Annotated in this window: 17 protein-coding genes and 1 riboswitch; of the genes, 8 read left to right on the forward strand and 9 right to left on the reverse strand. The window is 66.8% G+C overall.

The window, feature by feature from the left end:
• Positions 1–94 precede the first annotated feature (94 nt).
• From J2851_RS15055 to J2851_RS15075, 5 genes are all read left to right on the forward strand, one after another.
• A complete protein-coding gene (locus tag J2851_RS15055; protein WP_246500668.1) occupies positions 95–604 on the forward strand; it encodes a MaoC/PaaZ C-terminal domain-containing protein in 510 nt (169 codons plus the stop codon).
• 105 nt (positions 605–709) lie between these two features.
• A complete protein-coding gene (locus J2851_RS15060; RefSeq protein WP_209767172.1) occupies positions 710–1,465 on the forward strand; it encodes a TetR/AcrR family transcriptional regulator in 756 nt (251 codons plus the stop codon).
• A 189-nt stretch (positions 1,466–1,654) separates the two neighbouring features.
• Positions 1,655–3,241 (forward strand): acyl CoA:acetate/3-ketoacid CoA transferase, encoded by a 1,587-nt coding sequence (locus tag J2851_RS15065; protein ID WP_209767174.1) that lies wholly within the window; start codon positions 1,655–1,657, stop codon positions 3,239–3,241.
• A 32-nt stretch (positions 3,242–3,273) separates the two neighbouring features.
• Complete coding sequence (locus J2851_RS15070) at positions 3,274–4,083, forward strand: shikimate dehydrogenase family protein (RefSeq protein WP_209767175.1); 810 nt, start codon at positions 3,274–3,276, stop codon at positions 4,081–4,083.
• 134 nt (positions 4,084–4,217) lie between these two features.
• The gene (locus J2851_RS15075) at positions 4,218–5,387 is read left to right on the forward strand and encodes a dihydrodipicolinate synthase family protein (RefSeq protein ID WP_209767177.1); all 1,170 of its coding nucleotides are present in this window, start codon (positions 4,218–4,220) and stop codon (positions 5,385–5,387) included.
• 59 nt (positions 5,388–5,446) lie between these two features.
• Here J2851_RS15075 and J2851_RS15080 read toward each other — a convergent pair whose 3' ends face one another.
• From J2851_RS15080 to J2851_RS15120, 9 genes are all read right to left on the reverse strand, one after another.
• Entirely contained in the window at positions 5,447–6,877 is a 1,431-nt protein-coding gene (locus J2851_RS15080; RefSeq protein WP_209767179.1) for an L-serine ammonia-lyase, read from the reverse strand.
• 111 nt (positions 6,878–6,988) lie between these two features.
• A riboswitch (glycine riboswitch) is annotated at positions 6,989–7,074 on the reverse strand.
• 89 nt (positions 7,075–7,163) lie between these two features.
• A complete protein-coding gene (locus J2851_RS15085; RefSeq protein WP_209767181.1) occupies positions 7,164–7,814 on the reverse strand; it encodes a flavin reductase family protein in 651 nt (216 codons plus the stop codon).
• Between the two features lie 15 nt (positions 7,815–7,829).
• Positions 7,830–8,783, reverse strand: a complete 954-nt coding sequence (locus J2851_RS15090) for a PDR/VanB family oxidoreductase (RefSeq protein ID WP_209767183.1) — start codon at positions 8,781–8,783, stop codon at positions 7,830–7,832.
• A complete protein-coding gene (locus tag J2851_RS15095; protein WP_209767185.1) occupies positions 8,783–9,940 on the reverse strand; it encodes an aromatic ring-hydroxylating oxygenase subunit alpha in 1,158 nt (385 codons plus the stop codon). Before J2851_RS15095 ends, J2851_RS15090 begins: the two co-directional genes overlap by 1 nt.
• A gap of 73 nt (positions 9,941–10,013) precedes the next feature.
• Positions 10,014–10,832: an amino acid ABC transporter ATP-binding protein gene (locus J2851_RS15100; RefSeq protein ID WP_209767187.1), complete on the reverse strand. Its 819-nt coding sequence runs from the start codon at positions 10,830–10,832 to the stop codon at positions 10,014–10,016.
• 20 nt (positions 10,833–10,852) lie between these two features.
• Entirely contained in the window at positions 10,853–11,521 is a 669-nt protein-coding gene (locus J2851_RS15105; RefSeq protein WP_209767189.1) for an amino acid ABC transporter permease, read from the reverse strand.
• A 66-nt stretch (positions 11,522–11,587) separates the two neighbouring features.
• Positions 11,588–12,400 (reverse strand): alpha/beta fold hydrolase, encoded by an 813-nt coding sequence (locus J2851_RS15110; RefSeq protein WP_209767191.1) that lies wholly within the window; start codon positions 12,398–12,400, stop codon positions 11,588–11,590.
• A 75-nt stretch (positions 12,401–12,475) separates the two neighbouring features.
• Positions 12,476–13,516, reverse strand: a complete 1,041-nt coding sequence (locus J2851_RS15115; RefSeq protein ID WP_209767193.1) for a 2,5-dihydroxypyridine 5,6-dioxygenase NicX family protein — start codon at positions 13,514–13,516, stop codon at positions 12,476–12,478.
• Between the two features lie 205 nt (positions 13,517–13,721).
• A complete protein-coding gene (locus tag J2851_RS15120) occupies positions 13,722–14,876 on the reverse strand; it encodes a M20 family metallopeptidase (protein WP_209767195.1) in 1,155 nt (384 codons plus the stop codon).
• Positions 14,877–15,091: 215 nt separating this feature from the next.
• Between J2851_RS15120 and J2851_RS15125 the strand changes: the two genes are divergently transcribed.
• From J2851_RS15125 to J2851_RS15135, 3 genes are all read left to right on the forward strand, one after another.
• Positions 15,092–15,721 carry a cupin domain-containing protein gene (locus J2851_RS15125; protein WP_209767197.1) on the forward strand — a complete coding sequence of 210 codons (630 nt, stop codon included), beginning with the start codon at positions 15,092–15,094 and terminating at the stop codon, positions 15,719–15,721.
• Between the two features lie 91 nt (positions 15,722–15,812).
• A complete protein-coding gene (locus tag J2851_RS15130) occupies positions 15,813–16,634 on the forward strand; it encodes a substrate-binding periplasmic protein (RefSeq protein ID WP_209767199.1) in 822 nt (273 codons plus the stop codon).
• Between the two features lie 458 nt (positions 16,635–17,092).
• Positions 17,093–17,689, forward strand: coding sequence for a calcium-binding protein (locus J2851_RS15135; RefSeq protein WP_209767201.1), 597 nt, complete (start codon positions 17,093–17,095; stop codon positions 17,687–17,689).
• Positions 17,690–17,807: the final 118 nt, after the last annotated feature.

Raw genomic sequence — 17,807 nt, forward strand, 5'->3', positions numbered from 1 at the left:
GTTTTGAAAACTAACATTGACGGGCCGGGCCGTCAATGCGATAGTTACTTATCAATAAGTAAGTTTTCCGACGCTGAACGAACAGGATGGCCGAATGACCGAAGGATTGATGCCGGCACAGGGCATTGCGGCTGGACGCAAGCTTGCGGCGGGTGAGTATGGGTTCGACGATGTCGATGCACAGGACTCGTACGAGACCGCGGGCGTCACCGTGACCGAAGCGCACGTCGTTGGTTTCGCAGGGCTTTCGGGCGATCTCTTCGACGTGCACATGGATGACCAATTCGCCCGGGAGGCCGGCTTCCCCGGCCGCATCGCGCATGGCCTGCTGGGGCTTGCCCTGGCCGACGGCCTCAAGACCCGCTGCAAGGTCCATCTCAAGGGGATCGCGACGCTGAGCTGGAACTGGTCTTTCCGTGCGCCGCTGATGATCGGCGACCGGATCCATGTGCGGATTACGATCAAGGCGAAGCGCGCCACCAAGCGGTCCGACCGCGGCATCGTCACGCTCGGCATGGAAGTGATCAACCAGGACGGTGTCGTTGTCCAGGATGGCGAATCGCTTCTCTTGATGCGGGCGGGAACGCCCGAAGTCACGGCTTGACCCGCAGCGCAACTTCGTTCATGCGAAGAACTGGAAACGCCTGGACTGGATAGACGAATGCCGCGAAAGCAGACCTCAGACACGTTATCGGCCGGGCGCTCCAGCATGCCGGACAGCATCAAGGCCATCGCGACCGAGTTGCTGATCGCCCACGGCTATCACGGGATGAACTTCCGGAGCATAGCGGAGCAGCTCGACATCACGACGACCAACATTCATTATCATTTTGGCAACAAACAGCGGCTCGTCGACGAAGTCGTCCAGGATTACGTGACGGATGCCACCGCCCGCCACCGGGCGATTTGGCTCGATGAGAAAACAACCCTGGCAGACAAGCTGCGCCGGGTGGTCGATTACAACTATGAACGCTACAAGCGGTTCAATCGCGGAAAGCACACGGGTCAGCCCTGGAGCTTGATCGGGCGGCTTCGGTTGGAAAGCAATGTTTTGAGCGACGTGGCCCGCGCCAGCCTCGCCTCTTTCACCATCTCCGTCCACGATGCCATCAGGCTCGCGGTCGAAATGGCCTGGCAGAAGGGCGAGCTGCGCCCCGACACGCCACGGGAGGATCTGGCCTTCCTGATCATCAACATCGTGAACAGCTCCTCGGTGTTCACGCAGGACGCCGGCAGCTTCGAGCGGCTGGAGTTGTTTTTCGAGGCCTTCGTCCGCGTCATGCTCTCTGCGTATGCGGCCGACCCCAGGCCTGCCGACCCGATTGCGGTCGGCGCGAAGCCAGCCAAGCTCGACGCCCTCAACGGCGCGGCGGACGCGCCCGTGGCGATGGCCGGAAGCGGAGAGCCCGCTTCCGAACCGGTCCCGACGCGGACCAGCCGGACGCGGCGGGCCAAAAAGGCCTGAGTTGGCTGCGCCGCCGCACCGGCGGCGGTTGCACGCCATGTCGCTCCAGCGCACGGGCGACACCCGATGAAAATCATGCTCTGAAATTGTCCGGTACGCTGATGAAGCTGTTGCGCCACCCCGGAATTTGACTTATCAGTAAGTAAGTTTGTGCCATTGACGCACCGAAAATCATGAAAAGGAAGGACCATGCGGGTCATTACAGCTGACGCTGCGGCGGCGCTCGTGCGCGATGGCGACACCGTTCTCATTGCTGGCTCCGGCGCTGGTCATGGAGTGCCGGAGTCCTTGATCGAAGCCGTGGAGCGCCGCTTCCTGTCCTCCGGACTGCCGAAGTCGATCACTTCCATCCATCCGGTCGGCATCGGGAACCGCGGCGAGCGGGGGGCATCCCGCTTCGCGCACGCAGGTCTTCTGAAGCGGATTGTCTGCGGCACCATCGTGGACGCGCCGCCGGTCGCCGCGATGGCGAGCCGCAATGAAATTGAAGCCTACACCCTGCCGCAAGGCGCCCTGTCCCAGCTTCTGCGCGAGATCGCGGCCGGCCGGCCCGGCCTGCTCACCCATGTCGGACTTCACACCTTCGTTGACCCCCGCATTTCGGGCGGCCGGCAGAGCGCCCGCTCGACGGAGGATCTCGTGGAGCTGGTCGAGCTGAAGGGGCGGGAGTGGCTGTTCTACAAGCCCTTCGGGATCGACGTGGCCTTCCTGCGCGGAACCACGGCGGACGAGGATGGCAATATCTCCATGGAGCATGAGGCGATCTTCGGCGACGCGCTGTCGATGGCCCAGGCGACGAAACGCAGCGGCGGCCTGGTCATCGTCCAGGTGAAGCGCCTCGCCCGCCGCGGCACGCTGCCGGGCAAGACCGTGAAGGTTCCGGGAATGCTGGTCGACGCGGTGGTGGTCGCGCCGGACCAGGCTCAGACCTACCAGACCGCCCACGACCCGGCCTTCGCCGGCGAGCTGCGCATCCCGCTCGACGCCTTTCCCAAGCTGCCGCTGGACGAGCGCAAGATCGTCGCCCGGCGCTGCGCCATGGAGCTGGAGGCGGGCGCCGTCTGCAACGTCGGGTCCGGGATCTGCACCGGCATTGGCCTGGTCGGCGCCGAGGAGGGCGTCCTCGATCACATCGTCCTGACCAACGAACAGGGCCTGATCGGCGGCGCCCCGGCCAGCGGTCTCGACGCCGGCGCTTCCCGCAACTACGCCGCCATGATCGATCAGCCCTACCAGTTCGACTTCTACGACGGCGGCGGTCTGGACATCGCGTTTCTGTCGGCGGTCGAGGTGGACGCCCAGGGCAGCGTGAACATCAGCCGCTTCGCCAACCGGGTGGTCGGAATCGGCGGCTTCGTCAACATCAGCCAGAACGCCAGGAAGATGGTGTTCGGCGGCACCTTCACCGCCGGCGGCCTCAAAATCGAGGCCGGGAACGGAACGCTGGCCATCCGCGAAGAGGGGCGGCACCACAAGTTCGTCAAGACGCTCGAGCAGATCTCCTACAGTGGCCCCTACGCGCGGGCGCGCGGGCAGGTGACCCTGTTCGTGACGGAGCGCGCGGTGTTTCAGACGACCGAACGCGGGCTGGAGCTGATCGAAATTGCGCCGGGCATCGACCTGGAGCGGGACGTTCTGGGCCAGATGGATTTCCGGCCGGCCATTTCGGATTCCCTGCGCGTCATGGACAGCCGTCTGTTCCGGCCGGAGCCCATGGGGCTTGCGGAAGGCTTTGCCGGGAAGAGTCGGCCGGTCCATCCGCGTCTCGCGTCCTGACCGACGCCGGCGAGCGGGGAGGGGAAAGCATCATGGGCCATCAAGCCACCATCACGGGCACGACCCGCCTTTTCGTCATCATTGGCGACCCGATTGAGCAGGTGCGCTCGCCGCAGGTCTTCAACCCGTTGCTGACCGGCGCCGGCCGGGACGCCGTGCTGGTGCCGGTCCATGTGCGCCCCGGCGGTCTCGCCGCGGTCATCCAGGGGTTCCGTGCGATGGACAACCTCGACGGCATTGTCGTCACCGTGCCCCACAAGATGGCCGTTGCCCACCTGATCGACGACATCGGACCGACCGGCCGGCTGGTCGGCGGGGTCAACGCGGTGAGGCGCGAGCCTGACGGGCGGCTGGTCGGCGATATGTTCGACGGGCAGGGCTTCCTGATCGGGCTGCGCCGTGCCGGGCACGACCCAAAAGGACGGCGCGCGTTGCTGGTCGGCGCTGGCGGGGCCGGCAGTGCGGTCGGCTTCGCTCTGGCCGGGGCCGGGGTGGAGCGCCTCACCATCGTCGATGTCGATGCGGCCAAGGCGGATGGATTGGCATCGGCCGTCGCCGCGGCCCATCCGCAGGTTCGCGTCGACCGCGGGCCTGCGGTGCCGGATGGCCACGATCTGGTGATCAACGCCACGCCGCTGGGCATGCGGCCCGACGATCCGCTGCCCCTGGATCCCGCGCGACTCACACCGGGAATCCTCGTGGCCGACATCATCATGAAGCCGGCGGTCACGCCGCTTCTGCACGCAGCGGCCGCGCAAGGCTGCATCGTTCACCCCGGTAAGGCCATGCTGGACAGCCAAGTGGAAGCCATCGCCGGCTTTTTCGGCATCCCCATGCCTTAGCCGCCGCCCGCTCCCAGCGTCATCGTCCGACACCGAGCCGCGTCGGGCGCACGAAAGTCGGCGGGTGTATTCGCGTCGACGCCTTGTGCCCCGCATTCAGTGTCGTTCAGCCCACACGAATTCTGGAGACATCCATGTCCCTGACGATCCGCCTGCCGCGCCCTGACCGCACACTGGAAGCCTACGAGGTCGCGCCCGCCCGCGGGTTTCCGGGCAGGATCACGGGGCCACTGAACCGTGTCGCCTTCGCCGCCGCGCATGTGGTCGCCGATCCACTGGCCGACAACGACCCCTGGCTGACTCCGGCCATCGATTGGGACCGCACCATCGCCTTCCGCGACCATCTCTGGGATCTCGGTTTCGGTGTTGCCGAGGCGATGGACACCGCGCAGCGCGGCATGGGCATGGACTGGCCGGCCTCGTTGGATCTCATCCGCCGCTCGCTGGATGCCGCCAAGCCGCGCGGCGGCTTGGTGTTCAGCGGAGCTGGCACCGACCACCTCGCCCTGGAGGACGTCCGCTCGGTCGATGATGTCATCCGAGCCTACGAGGAGCAGGTGTCGGCCGTGGAGGCGCTTGGCGGTCGCATCATCCTGATGGCGTCGCGTGCCCTGGCCCGCGTGGCCCGCTCCCCGGAGGACTACGTCCAGGTTTATTCCCGCATCCTGTCCCAGGTGCGCGAGCCGGTGATCATCCACTGGCTGGGCGATATGTTCGACCCGGCGCTGACCGGCTATTGGGGCACGCGCGACCTTGATGCGGCGATGGACACGGCGGTCTCCATCATCAACGATCACGCCGCCAAGGTGGACGGCGTGAAGATCTCTCTGCTCGACAAGGACAAGGAGATCGCCATCCGCGGCCGGCTGGACCCGGCCGTGCGTATGTACACGGGCGACGATTTCAACTATGCGGAGTTGATTGCCGGGGACGAGACGGGCTACTCGCACGCGCTGCTCGGCATTTTCGACGCCATCGCCCCGGCCGCGTCCGCTGCGTTGGCGGCCTTGGCGCAGGGCGACTCCGCGTCATTCCACGCCATCCTGAAGCCCACGGTGCCGCTGTCCCGCCACATCTTCCGGGCGCCGACCCGCTTCTACAAGACCGGCGTCGTGTTCATGGCCTATCTGAACGGCCACCAGGATCATTTTACGATGATCGCAGGGCAGGAGAGCGCCCGGTCCACCTTGCATCTGACGGAGATCTTCAAGCTCGCCGACAAGGCCGGTCTGCTGCGCGATCCGGAACGGGCGATGCGTCGCATGGCCGAGGTTCTGGCGGTGCGCGGGATCGAGGCGACATGATGCGGGATTTTGCGTCCGATTGCCGCTGGCCGTTTGAGACGGTCTCTGGATCTCCACGGTCAGCAGGCGACGACGTTCACCGCGAGGCCTCCGAGGCCGGTTTCCTTGTACTTCGAGCGCATATCCTCACCGGTCTGGCGCATGGTTTCGATCACCGCGTCCAACGGGACGAGGTGCGTGCCGTCGCCGCGCAGGGCGAGGCGGGCCGCGTTGATGGCCTTGACCGCCCCCATGGTGTTGCGTTCGATGCAGGGAACCTGCACGAGGCCGCGCACCGGGTCGCAGGTGAGGCCGAGATTGTGCTCCATGCCGATCTCCGCGGCGTTCTCCACCTGCTCCGGCGTGCCGCCGAGGACCGCCGCCAGGGCGCCGGCGGCCATGGAACAGGCGACGCCGACCTCGCCCTGGCAGCCCATCTCCGCGGCGGAGATGGAGGCTCGCGTTTTGTAAAGCGCGCCGATGCCCGCCGCGGTGAGTAGGAAGTCGCGGGCCTTTTCCGGCGAAGCCCCCTGGCAGAAGGTCTCGTAATACTTCAGCACGGCCGGGATGACGCCCGCCGCTCCGTTGGTCGGGGCGGTGACGATGCGGCCGCCCGCGGCGTTTTCCTCATTGACGGCCAGCGCGTAAAGACTGACCCAGTCCAGCCCGTGCAGCGGGTCGGCCGCCCGGTCAGGCGGTGCCGCGTTCAGGTCCCGGTGTAGGGCAGGGGCCCGGCGGCGCAGGTTGAGGCCCCCGGGCAGCATCCCTTCACGCCGGCATCCGCGCTCGATACTGTCCATCATCGCGCTGCGGACCGTATCGAGGAAGGCAAAGGTGTCCCGATCGTCGCGCAACGCCCGTTCGTTCGCCAGGATGACGCCGGCGATGGACAGGCCGGCACCCCTCGCCATGGCCAGCAGTTCCGCGGCAGAGGTGAAGGGGTAGGGGGCATTGGCGTTGTGTCCGGACGGCGGGCGTCCCGCGTCTTCACGGCAAACGATGGCCCCACCGCCGACCGAATGGAACTCGCGGGCCAAGACCGGCCGGTCCCGCTCGCAGGCGGTGAAGCGCATGCCGTTGGGGTGCCCTTCGAGCACACGGTCTTTGCGGAAGAGCAGATGCCGGTCCGGATCGAACGGAATGATCCGGCGGTGATCCAGCGTGATGCTGCGCGTGGTGCGGACCGCCTCGACGATGCCGTCGACCGCGTCCGGATCGACCGTTTCGGGCAGCCATCCCGACAGACCGAGCAGCACCGCCACGTCCGTCTGATGACCGTGTCCGGTGAGCGCCAGCGACCCGAACAGTTCGACCGTCACCGCGGTCACGCCGTCCGCGTCGCCCTGCTCCAACACATCCCTGGCGAAGCGATGAGCGGCGCGCATCGGGCCGACGGTGTGGGAACTTGACGGGCCGATGCCGATGGCGAAGCAATCGGTAACGCCGATCGGGACGGCTGGACGGAGCCGGGTGCCCGGACCGAACAAGGGGACCACGGGTGACTCAGGCATGCGCACCTCCTGCTGCGATCACGGGATCGCGGTTGTCGGTGCCCCCTCTGTCTTTTCGCCTGAGAACGTTATCCCGTCGGCGGGCGCACGGCGCCTCTCTCCAGAGTCTGGAACGTCGTCACGGTTCTTCTGCCTGAGAGTTTCCGGGGCGGTTGCTCCTTCGGCGTCGGCGAACCGATCTCTCCCGTGGCGACGGCATCTGTGCTCAACCTTACCCGCCGATACCGCCTCTTTCAGCAGGAATCGACAGGCGCACGAACTTTCTTCAGGGCGGACGGCCGAACGGTCAGCCCGGGGTGTTCGCGGTCCGGTCTCTACCCTCCCAATCTGATCGGTCGATGCGCGGCATGTCGAACTCGTCGCTGAGGCGGGCGTACCAGCCCCGGCCGTGCGTGCGGGCCACCAGCTTCAGCTTCGGGGGATCGACGTAGCACTTGCCGGCGTCGATGACCGCGTCGTCCCGGATGTGCATGGCCAGCACCTTGCCCACGACCAAGGCGCGGCCGTTGCCGAGGTCCAGCATGGTGAACCGCTCGCACTCCAGCGCCACCGGGCTTTCGGCGATGCGCGGCGGCTTCACCTTGGTGGAGGGCAGCGCGGTCAGGCCGGCCTCCGCCAACTCGTCGACCTCCGGGCCGAACTCGATGGCCGTGACGTTCATCCGCTCGGCCGTTTCCTCCGACACGAGGTTGACGACGAAGGCGCCGGTGTCGCGGATGTTGCGCGCCGTGTCCTTCGGAACGCCCTGCCGCCCCATCACGCCCAGGCAGACGATGGGCGGATCGTCGGAAAAGATGTTGAAGAAGGAAAAGGGCGCCGCGTTCAGGTGGCCCTGCAAGTCCTCCGTCACGACCCAGGCGATCGGGCGCGGGATGACGCAGGAGGCCAGCAGCTTGTACCCGTCGCGCGGGGCGAGTTCCGCGAAGTCGAACAGCATCCACCCACTCCGAAGCTAAACGTCCAGCACCAGCAGAGGCGATTTGGAGCGGGAGCAGCAAATCGTGACGTGGCTGTTGGCGGCCTTCTCCTCCGCCGTCTGGTAGGCGTCGCGGTGATCCGGCTCGCCCTCCAGCACGCGCGTCAGACAGGCGCCGCACACCCCCTGCTCGCAGGAGGTCAGGATGTCCACCCCCGCCTTGTCCAGCGCCTGGGCGATGGTCTCGTCCTTGCCCACCGTGACGGTCACGCCGCTCTGCTCGGCCCGCACCTGGAAGCTGTCGCCGCCGACCTCGACCGCCGCGCCGAAATGCTCCAGATGGATGTTGGCGGACGGCCAGCCCCGGGCTTCCGCGGCGTTGCGCACGTAATCCATGAATCCCGACGGGCCGCAGATGTAGAGATGCGTGTCCGCGTCGGCCGACCCCAGGACTGCGTCCGGGGAAAAGCGCTGCTCCGGCGCCCCGTCGTCGAAATGGTACACGACGCGGTCCGCGAAGGGCGCTTCGGCGAGCAGGCTGCGGAATGCGGTCCGGCTTTCCGACCGGCTGCAGTAATGCAGCTCGAAGTCCGCCCCGGCCGCGGTCAGGCGGTAAGCCATGGCGAGCAGCGGCGTGACGCCGATGCCGCCGGCCACCAGGATCGATTTCCGCGCGCCTTCCGCCAGCGGGAAGTTGTTGCGCGGCACACCGATCCGCACCGACTGCCCTTCCAGGAAGGTCGCGTGCACCGCGGCGGAGCCGCCGCGCGACTGCGGGTCGAGCAGGACCCCCAGCCGGTAGCACTGCGTCTCCGCCGGGTCGTTGCACAGCGAATACTGCCGGATCAGGTCCGGCCCGACATGGACGTCGATGTGCGCCCCGGCCTCGAACGGGGGCAGAGGCTCCCCCGTCGCGGACACCAGCTCCAGCATCACGATTCCGTCGGCTTCGATCACCCGACGGCGGATCAGGACGTCGAGAACGGACATCAGAGATCCTTGCCCTGGAAGACGCGCTCCAGGTAGTAGCCGAGCACGTGGTGGATCGCCTCTTCCTTCGTGGACATCCGGCCGGGCTCGAAGGCGCGGGAACTCATGGCGCGCTGGAGCGACTGGACCATGGTGCGGTCCTCCTCCAGCACGGTGGTCAGATAGTCGGCGTAGACCTTCACCTTGTCGGCGAAGCCCGGATCGTCGAACTTCTCCTTCGGGAACAGGAAGTAGGCGACCGACTTCGTCTTATTCGGCGCGATCGGCCAGTGCGCGAAGGGCCGCACATAGTCGCAGCGGGCGAGCAGCGTCAGGTTCGGCGGCAGGAAGCCGATGCGGCCGAAGCTCTCGTCCTCGTCCACCAGCCACGGCATCTTGCCCACCAGCGACTGGCCGGTCGGCGACATGGTCTTGGTCTGGTAATGGATCGCCAGACGGCCGCGCGGGTGGCGGTGGTAGCGGTAGCTTTCCTCGTTGTGGAACTTGCCGATCGTGTCGGCGTGCAGCGTGCCGACGTGATAGATGTCGAGCAGGTTCTCGTAGACGAACTTCCAGTTGCAGTCGAACTCGATCTCGTACTTGAGCGCCAGGCGGCAGTCTTCCTGGCGCAGGAAGCCGAACTCCTCCTGGAAGGCCGCGATGAAGGTTTCCAGCGGCTCGACGTCGGGGTTGAAGCTGATGAAGATCCAGCCGGCCCAGCTGTCGATCTTGATCGTCTTCAGGCGGCAGTTGGCCTGGTTGAAGCCGTTCGTCTCGCGCATGAAGGGCGCGCCGATCAGCTTGCCCTGAAGATCGTAGGTCCAGGCGTGGTAGGGGCACTTGAAGCGCTTGGTGTTGCCGCTGCCTTCCGCCACCTCGACGCCGCGGTGGGCGCACTGGTTGTAGAAGGCGTTCAGCTCGCCCTTCTGGTCGCGGGTGATGACGATCGGCTCGCCCATGATGGTGTGGGTGATGAAGTCGCCGGGCTTCTCCACCTCCTCGACCCGGCCGACGAACAGCCAGTCCTTCATGAACAGGCGTTCCTTCTCCATCTGGAACACCTCCTGCGAGGCGTAGACGTAGCCGGGGGTGTGGCGCGCCTCGTTCAGCGGGCGGAGCGTCTCTTCGACGGCCTCGGCCGTGCGGGCGAAATCCTGGGTGGTCATGGTGTTGGTCATGGGGGACGGGATCCTCGGATCGGTCATTCGGCGCCGCGGGGCGCCGTGCGTTGTGCGTGTTCGGCGTCGGCGCTCAGCAGGCGGCCTTGCCGATGTAGGCGGTGGGGGCTGGCGCAGGCCGGCAAGGCGCGCCGGGAGCGGGAAGGACGCGGCGCAGGAAATCCTGGGTGCGCTGGTGCCGCGGGTTGCTGAAGATCGCCTCCGGCGTCCCTTCCTCCAGCATGTCGCCCTGGTGGAAGAAGAGGACGCGGTCGGCGACCTCGCGCGCGAAGCCCATCTCGTGGGTCACGACGATCATCGTCATGCCCTCTTCCGCCAGCTGCTTCATGGTCGCCAGCACGTCGCCGACCAGTTCCGGGTCGAGCGCCGAGGTCGGCTCGTCGAACAGCATCAGCTTCGGCTTCATGGCGAGCGCCCGCGCGATGGCGACGCGCTGCTGCTGGCCGCCGGACAGGCGCGACGGGTAGCTGTCCGCCTTCTCCGCCAGCCCGACCTTCTCCAGCAGGGCCATGGCCAGCTCCCGCGCTTCGGCCGGCGGCGTCTTCTTCACCGTGACCGGGCCGATGGTGATGTTGTCCAGCACGGTCAGGTGGGCGAACAGGTTGAAGCTCTGGAAGACCATGCCGATCTGGGCGCGCTTCTCGTTCAGGACGCGGTCGGGAAACACGGTGAAGGAACCGTCGTCCTTGTGCTGCCCCATCGGCTGCCCGTCGACGAAGATGCGCCCCCGCTCCGGCACTTCCATCATGTTGATGCAGCGGAGCAGCGTGCTCTTGCCCGAACCGCTGGCGCCGATGATCACCAGCACCTCGCCCGCGCGGACGTCCAGGCTGACGTCGCGCAGCACGACGTGCGAGCCGAAGCTCTTGCGCAGCTTTTCGATACGCACCATCGGGAGGGATTCCTTGTTGCTCATCGGTCGCTCACGGCCAGGCGGCGTTCGAGGACCTGCGCTGCGGACGACATCATCCAGCAGACCAGGAAATAGACGACGCCGATGAAGGTGAAGATCTCGATGGGCCGGAAGGTCGTCGTCGACAGCACCTGCGCCTGATAGGTCAGGTCCGACACGCCCAGCACCGACACGAGGGAGGAGTATTTCAGCAGCGACACCGCCTCGTTGACGAAGGGCGGGATCATCTTCCGGGTGGCCTGCGGCAGGATGATCTTGCGCATGGTCTCGCCGTAGGACATGCCGATGCTGCGCGCCGCCTCGACTTGGCCCGGCGGGACGCCCTGGATGCCGGCGCGGAAGATCTCCGCGACATAGGCGGCGCCGTTGGTGGACAGCGCCACGATGCAGGCGCTGGTGGCGTCCAGGTTGATGCCGACCAGGACCGGCAGGCAGTAATAGACCCAGATCAGCTGCACCAGGGCCGGCGTGTTGCGGAAGATTTCCACATAGGCCATGGCCAGGCGGCGCAGGAGACCCTTCTTCGACAGGCGCATCAGCCCGACCGCCAGCCCGATGACGATGGCGCAGGACAGCGAGGCCGCCGTCACGCCCAGGGTCAGCGTGATGCCCGAGATCAGGAAATCCCAGTTTTGCCAGACCACGCGCCAATTGAATGCATAATCCATCTCATCCCTCGCTCCGCAGCCGCCCGGCCCGTCTTTCCTTGTCGGCGGAAAGTTCGGGGCAGGTCCTCAGTTGGACGTGATGACGTCGAGCAGCAGTGCGTTGAACCGCTCCGTCCGCTCGAAATAGGGGAGGTGCGCCGCCCCGTCGATGAAGCTGAAGCGCGACCCGGGAAGGCGCGCGTGCGCCTCCACCCCGATGTCGGTCGCGACGGAGATGTCCTTTTCCCCCCAGAGAAGCTGGATGGGAAAACGGCCCTCCATCGCCGCGAGCCGGCCGACGGTCGCGTCCTCGTCGATGGTCGTGCGGTAATAGTCGGCCAGCGCGGCGAAGGCTTCCCGCGCGCCCGGCGACGTGTTGATCCGATGGTCCTCCTCCACCCACTCGTCGGTAACGAGGGAGGTGTCCACCACGCTGAGCGTCAGGCGGCGGCGGATCTCCTCGCGGCTCATCTGCGGCAGCCAGTCGATGGTGCGCTGGCGCCGCGCCTCGCCCATGGGCAGGAGCCCGATGGAGCCGACGCAGGTCAGGCTGCGGGTCATCTCCGGATGGTCCGCCGCGAAGGCGGAGGCGACGAGGCCGCCGAAGGAAGTCCCGACGATGTGGGCCGGCTCGCCGCCGAGGCTGTCCAGGAAGGCGCGGAGCCAGCGGCTGTAGCCGGGTCCGCTGTAGTCGAAGCCGGCCCCCTTCTGCGCGTGGCCATGGCCGGGCAGGTCGACCGCAAAGACGCGGAAGCCGGCGGCCGCCAATCCGTCCAGGTTGCGCGCCCAGCGGTCGGCGCGCGCCGACAGGCCGTGCAGGAGGATGACCGCCGGGCCGGACAGGCCGCTTTGCAGGACGCGCGAGCGCACGCCGGCGATCTCGACAGGATAGGAGAACACGTGTGCACACTCCCCGTGCGACCGCCGCCGTGTGGTGTGGCGGGCGGTTGGCTGGCAGTCAGTTTGATCCCGTGGTCAGGCGTAAAGCGGTTCGAGGATCGCGGCGGCCTCGGCGGCCTCCGCGGGGACCAGCAGCTTGCCGTCCTCCACGACGGGCACGCCGTCGATCCACATGGACTGGTTGGTCACCACGCCGTCCGGATGGTTCTCGCCGCCGCCCGGCACCCACCAGGGCAGGCCCAGCCCGATGGCGTTGCAGCCGACGACGCGGATGTCCTCGATGAAGGAGGAGCCCGTCGCCATCGCGGCGGGATGGAAGCCGTAGCTGAAATGGATCAGGTAGCCGTAGTCGCCGCCGCCGGCCCGGCGCAGCGAGCGGTCCATCACCCGCGTGTCGGCGCCGCCGCCGGTCACGCTGCGAATCTTGCCGTCCACCTCCAGCCGCACCGGCTCCTTCGGAACGCAGTAATGCTCGTGGAAGACCGCCTCCAGGACCACGACGCCCGTCACGCTCTCCGGGACCGGGTACATGATCGCGGAGCCGGGAACGGTCTGCGATCCGGGATTGCGGGCGTAGCGGTCCTTGCGGGTCGCCGGCTTGCCGATGGTGTAGGTGAGGTCCGTGCCCAGGCGGCTGGTGATCCGGCAGGTCTTGCCCTCCGCCGCGCGGAAATAGGCGTCCACGGCGGACTGCACCTCGAACAGCCGGTCGAAGTCCACGCCCCCGTAAAGCCGCGCCAGCCCCGCGGCGCCGACGTCGCCCAGCAGGATGTAGCGCGCCCGCCCGGCCTTCATCGCCTGATCGTGCGCGTGGGAGCCCGCCATGTAGGGAAAGGTCAGGTCCAGCCACACGTCGCCGGCCTTCACCGCCTCGACGACGGGCCCCGGGATGTGCGGATCGGCGAGCGAGCCCTGGAAGGGCAACCGCGGCATCGAGACGACGACCGGCTTCGCGCCGAGCCGCCCGGCCGCCGCGGCCAGAGCGTCGACCACAACGGGATCGGTGGCGTTGTCGGTGGTCATCAGGACGCATTCGCCGTCCCGAACGCAGAAATGGTCTTTGAGCAACACGTCCGCGGCGCGCGTCAGGCGTGTGTCGCAGGTGAGATTCGCCATCGTCATGCTTCCCTGCATTTTCTTGTCTCTGTCCGCGGCCGACTTTTGTCTTCTTTCCCGCAGCGTGTTGCGGCCATGATACGAGGGGGTGACGGAGTGTCAAGTCACTTGAATGGAAATACTGAAACTTTCCCAGAGAGAAATCGGCGAGCGAACCGGTTCATTCGGGCGGATTTGGCCCGCGTTTCTGGACCGGGCGCGCCGTTCAGGCAGTCGCGGCGGCTTCATCGGCGGCGCAGGTCTGGCGGATGATCAGGGAGTAAAGGTCCACTGCCTGCTCGATCCGGCTCACCAGGCAATACTCGTCGGTCTGGTGCGCCATGGACGGCTCGCCGGGCCCCAGGATGACCGTCGGCGGGCTGCCGAGCACCTCGACCAGCGCGCTGGCGTCGGAGAAATAGGCGGCGCCCCGCGGTTCGGGCCGGAATCCCAGCAGCGGCTCCGCCAGGGCGTAGACCCCCTGGATCCAGGGGTGCGCGGGGTCGGTCCAGATGTGCGGCATGCTGGCGGCCGTGCACAGGTCGTGCAGGTGCGGCTGCAGGTAATGGGTGATCTGGTCGCGGATGGCGCCGTGATCCATGCCGGGGACGGTGCGGATGTCGATGCCCACCTCCGCCCAGTCGGGCACGGAGTTGATGTTCGCGCCGCCCCGCATGTTGCCCACGTTGATCGTCGGGCTGCCCAGAACCTCGTGGGGCTTCTGGTTGAACCCGAAGTCGGCCAGTTTGGTGACCATTTCGGCCCCCTGCACGACCGCGTTGACCCCCAGATGCGGCATCGAGCCGTGCGCCGTGACCCCCTTGGTGGAGGCCTTCAGCCACAGCGCCCCCTTGTGCCCGACCAGCGGGTAGTTCGACGTCGGCTCCCCGACCACCACGCCCGCGACGGTGCCGAGATCGACGCCGAGCGTGACGAGATGCCGGGATCCCTCACAGCCGGTCTCCTCGCCGGCGGCCAGGATCAGCATCAGTCCGGCGCCGGGCTCCAGCCCGTCCAGGCTGCGCATCGCCGCGACCACGAAGGCCGCGACTCCGGCCTTCATGTCCGACGCGCCGCGCCCGTACAGCTTGTCGTCCCGGATGTCGCCGGCAAAGGGATCCGCCGACCAGGCCGCGTGGCCGAGGGGAACGGTGTCCAGATGCCCGAGGAAGCACAGCGTCCGCTCCGGGCGGCAGTCCCCGGCCCTGGCGATCAGGGTGGGACGGCCCGGCGAGAATTCGTGATAGGCGACGGCAAACCCGGCCGATTCGAGCAAGTCGCCCAGAAAGCGCGCGCAATGCGCTTCGTTTCCGGGAGGATTGACCGTGTCGTACGAAATCAGCCGGCGCGTCAGCGCCACGGCGTCCATGGCCTCAACCAATCGGTCCTCCTGTCCGGGAAATGGGCGCGGCCTCAACGGCGCCTCGGCGGCGCCTCGGCGACGGCCTGAATGACGGCCTGCGCCGGTCTTGACCCGGCGCCGCGTTGCACGCCCACTTAAAAGGGGCTTAACATCGCACCCGTTGTCAAGTACCTTGAATGACAGGAATGTGAGTGGCGCGTTCGGAAAGCGGACGCGGGAATGTGGGAAGTTCCATGGTCGATGTTGCAGGTTTGGCGGCTTTGCCGCCGCATTTCGGGGACGATCCGGACCAGGCCGGGTCCGGACACATCCGCATCGGGGCGAAGCTGAAGCAGGCGCGCAAGGCGCAACGCCTCCGCATGCGGGAGCTGGCCGACCGGGTCGGCTGCTCCGAAAGCCTCATTTCGAAGATCGAAAACGACCGGATCACGCCGTCCCTTCAGATGCTCCACAAGATCGTCACGGAGCTTGGAACGTCCATCGGCGCGATGTTCGCCGAGAACAAGCCCGGCAACGACGTGGTGTCGCGCGAAGGGGAACGGCCGATCGTCAGCGTCGACGCCATCGGCCGGCAGGACGGGCAGGGCATCCGGCTCGAATGCCTCGTCCAGAACGGTGAACTGCTCTACGGGTCGATCCACATCGTCGATCCCGGCGGCAGCAGCGGCGGTTGCATTTCCCACGTCGGCGAAGAGGTCGGCTACGTCCTCGAAGGCGAAGTCGACATGACCATCGGCGACCAGACCTACCGGTTGAAGAAGGGCGACTCCTTCTTTTTCCCGTCGGACAAGCCGCACGGCTACAGCAATCCGGGCAAAGTCGTTGCCCGCGTTCTTTGGGTCAACACGCCGTCGACCTTCTGAATTCGGCACGGCAACGACCATGCCCTGGGCCGTTTCGGCGAGGCGGCCCAACCCTCCTCTCGTGCCTCAAAGAAAACAGGGAGTCCGGTACATGGCTGGTGTGAGACAGATTCTGTCGACATGGATGAAGGCGGGCGCCATCGTCGCCGCGCTGCTGGTTCCGGCGCATATGGCCGCGGCGCAGGACAAGGCGCCCTCCGCGCTTGGCGAAATCCAGACGCGCGGCACCGTGCGCGTCGGCTGGGCGCCGTGGTACCCCTACGCCTTCAAGGACCCGCAGACCAACAAAATCTCCGGCCTGACCGTGGATCTGATCCAGGACATGGCGCAGTGGCTGAAGGTCGACGTGCAGTGGGTCGAGGACAGCTGGGGCACGATGATCGCTGGGCTCCAGGCCAACAAGTTCGACATGCTGATGCCGATGGCGGTCACCCTGCCGCGCGCCCAGGCCGCGACCTTCAGTGACTCCTTCATGAAGGTCAATCTGGGCGTGATGGTCCGCAAGGAAGATGCCGAGAAGTACAAGACCTGGGCCGATCTCGACCAGCCGGACACGACGATCGCGGTCGCGCTCGGCTCCAACACCGCGCTCTATGCCAAGCGCGTCTTCCAGAAGGCCAAGGTGATGGAAGCGAAGGGCGAGCCCGAGGCGGTCACCAGCACGCTGACCCGCAAGAGCCAGGCCTGGGCCAGCACCTACGACGCGTTCAAGACGTCGGCCCCCGGGCGCGAGCAGCTGCATCTGGTCGCCGGCCCTCCCTTCGCCTTCAGCCCGGTGGCCCTGGTCGTCCGCCAGGGTGACTTCATCTTCCGGGACTGGGTCGACCATTTCCTGATGGAGGAAAAGACCTCGGGCGCGCTGCTGCGCATTGTCCAGAAGTACGGCCTCGACGAAGGCGCCGTCATGAACTGAGGCATCCCCGTCGCTCAGTCGCCCCCGCGAGGCCGATCCTCGCGGGGGCGACTGGGGCGGTCCCCGTTTCCCGGACCGTCGGATACGCTCGGTTCGCCCAGGATGAAGGACGGACCCGCCTGCGCTGGCGGCTCCGGCACGGCCAGACCGAGCGAGCGCTGGCGCTGGTCGGCGACACCCTGGCTGGCCTCGACGCCAGCCTGAAAGCCCCCGACAGCCCACCGAATGTTGACGGTGCGCACCGCCGTGATGAACGGCACGCTCGCCTCCGAGCCCGCGAGGGCCAGCGCAGCCACCACACCGCCGCCGGACCCTGTGCGCTGTGATGGAAAACGATCCGCCGAGAAATAAAATAATAAAAATTGCTCGCCGTGGGTGGCGAGCTGAACATAATGCCGCCCGGGAATGCGCTTTAATCCTTGTCGTAGGGAACATCCTACGAATACAAGGAGGTAAATATGCGAGTTGTTCCGAACGCGACCGAAGGTGCCGATGTCCTTCAGGGCACGTCTGTTGACGACACCTTCAATGGACTGGGCGGTGGCGACCAGATCTTCGGCGGTGCCGGCGCCGACACCATCAGCGGCAACGCCGGAAACGACGCGATCTACGCCGATGCCTATCCCGGCCAAACGGATCCCGGCTTGGGGACCGATTTCGACGGCACGTGGAACCGCCTGTTCGGCGACGGTGGGGACGATGCGCTGGTCAGCGGGGCCGGGTACGACGACCTGTGGGGCGGTGTCGGCAACGACACGCTGACCGGCGGGGCCGGCGTGGACTGGTTCGTGTTCGAGCCGGGCAGCGGCGTGGACACCGTCACCGACTTCACGCCGGGTGAGGACACCATCATCGTGATGGCGAACATGAACGGCACCGGCGAGCCCGTGCTCAGCCAGAACGCCGACGGCACGGTGGTGGACTTCGGCGGCGGCAACGCGGTGCTGCTGCAGGGCGTGGCGCTGTCCGAACTGCCGGCCGACGCCGTCGTCACCGCCCCCTACAGCGACGAGGCGTCCTTCTACACCACCGCGGTGGAGGCGCTTCTGGGCTGATCGCCCCGGCTTCTCAGGGTTTGTGGTGGGAAACTCGGGCCCCGCGCGTTCCGCGCGGGGCCCTTTTTATTGGTGGTCCGCCGGTTTTTCCAAGTAAAGCGCCTCGTCGAGTGCGAAA

The organism is Azospirillum rugosum (genome assembly GCF_017876155.1).
Lineage (GTDB): Bacteria > Pseudomonadota > Alphaproteobacteria > Azospirillales > Azospirillaceae > Azospirillum > Azospirillum rugosum.

Bases quoted from the DNA above. Each gene is read 5' to 3' on its own strand.
- J2851_RS15115 (WP_209767193.1), bottom strand. From the start codon at position 13,516: ATGGCGAATCTCACCTGCGACACACGCCTGACGCGCGCCGCGGACGTG.
- J2851_RS15125 (WP_209767197.1), top strand. From the start codon at position 15,092: ATGGTCGATGTTGCAGGTTTGGCGGCTTTGCCGCCGCATTTCGGGGAC.
- J2851_RS15130 (WP_209767199.1), top strand. From the start codon at position 15,813: ATGGCTGGTGTGAGACAGATTCTGTCGACATGGATGAAGGCGGGCGCC.
- J2851_RS15070 (WP_209767175.1), top strand. From the start codon at position 3,274: ATGGGCCATCAAGCCACCATCACGGGCACGACCCGCCTTTTCGTCATC.
- J2851_RS15065 (WP_209767174.1), top strand. From the start codon at position 1,655: ATGCGGGTCATTACAGCTGACGCTGCGGCGGCGCTCGTGCGCGATGGC.
- J2851_RS15055 (WP_246500668.1), top strand. From the start codon at position 95: ATGACCGAAGGATTGATGCCGGCACAGGGCATTGCGGCTGGACGCAAG.
- J2851_RS15060 (WP_209767172.1), top strand. From the start codon at position 710: ATGCCGGACAGCATCAAGGCCATCGCGACCGAGTTGCTGATCGCCCAC.
- J2851_RS15105 (WP_209767189.1), bottom strand. From the start codon at position 11,521: ATGGATTATGCATTCAATTGGCGCGTGGTCTGGCAAAACTGGGATTTC.
- J2851_RS15090 (WP_209767183.1), bottom strand. From the start codon at position 8,783: ATGTCCGTTCTCGACGTCCTGATCCGCCGTCGGGTGATCGAAGCCGAC.
- J2851_RS15085 (WP_209767181.1), bottom strand. From the start codon at position 7,814: ATGCTGTTCGACTTCGCGGAACTCGCCCCGCGCGACGGGTACAAGCTG.
- J2851_RS15100 (WP_209767187.1), bottom strand. From the start codon at position 10,832: ATGGTGCGTATCGAAAAGCTGCGCAAGAGCTTCGGCTCGCACGTCGTG.
- J2851_RS15075 (WP_209767177.1), top strand. From the start codon at position 4,218: ATGTCCCTGACGATCCGCCTGCCGCGCCCTGACCGCACACTGGAAGCC.
- J2851_RS15080 (WP_209767179.1), bottom strand. From the start codon at position 6,877: ATGCCTGAGTCACCCGTGGTCCCCTTGTTCGGTCCGGGCACCCGGCTC.
- J2851_RS15095 (WP_209767185.1), bottom strand. From the start codon at position 9,940: ATGACCAACACCATGACCACCCAGGATTTCGCCCGCACGGCCGAGGCC.
- J2851_RS15135 (WP_209767201.1), top strand. From the start codon at position 17,093: ATGCGAGTTGTTCCGAACGCGACCGAAGGTGCCGATGTCCTTCAGGGC.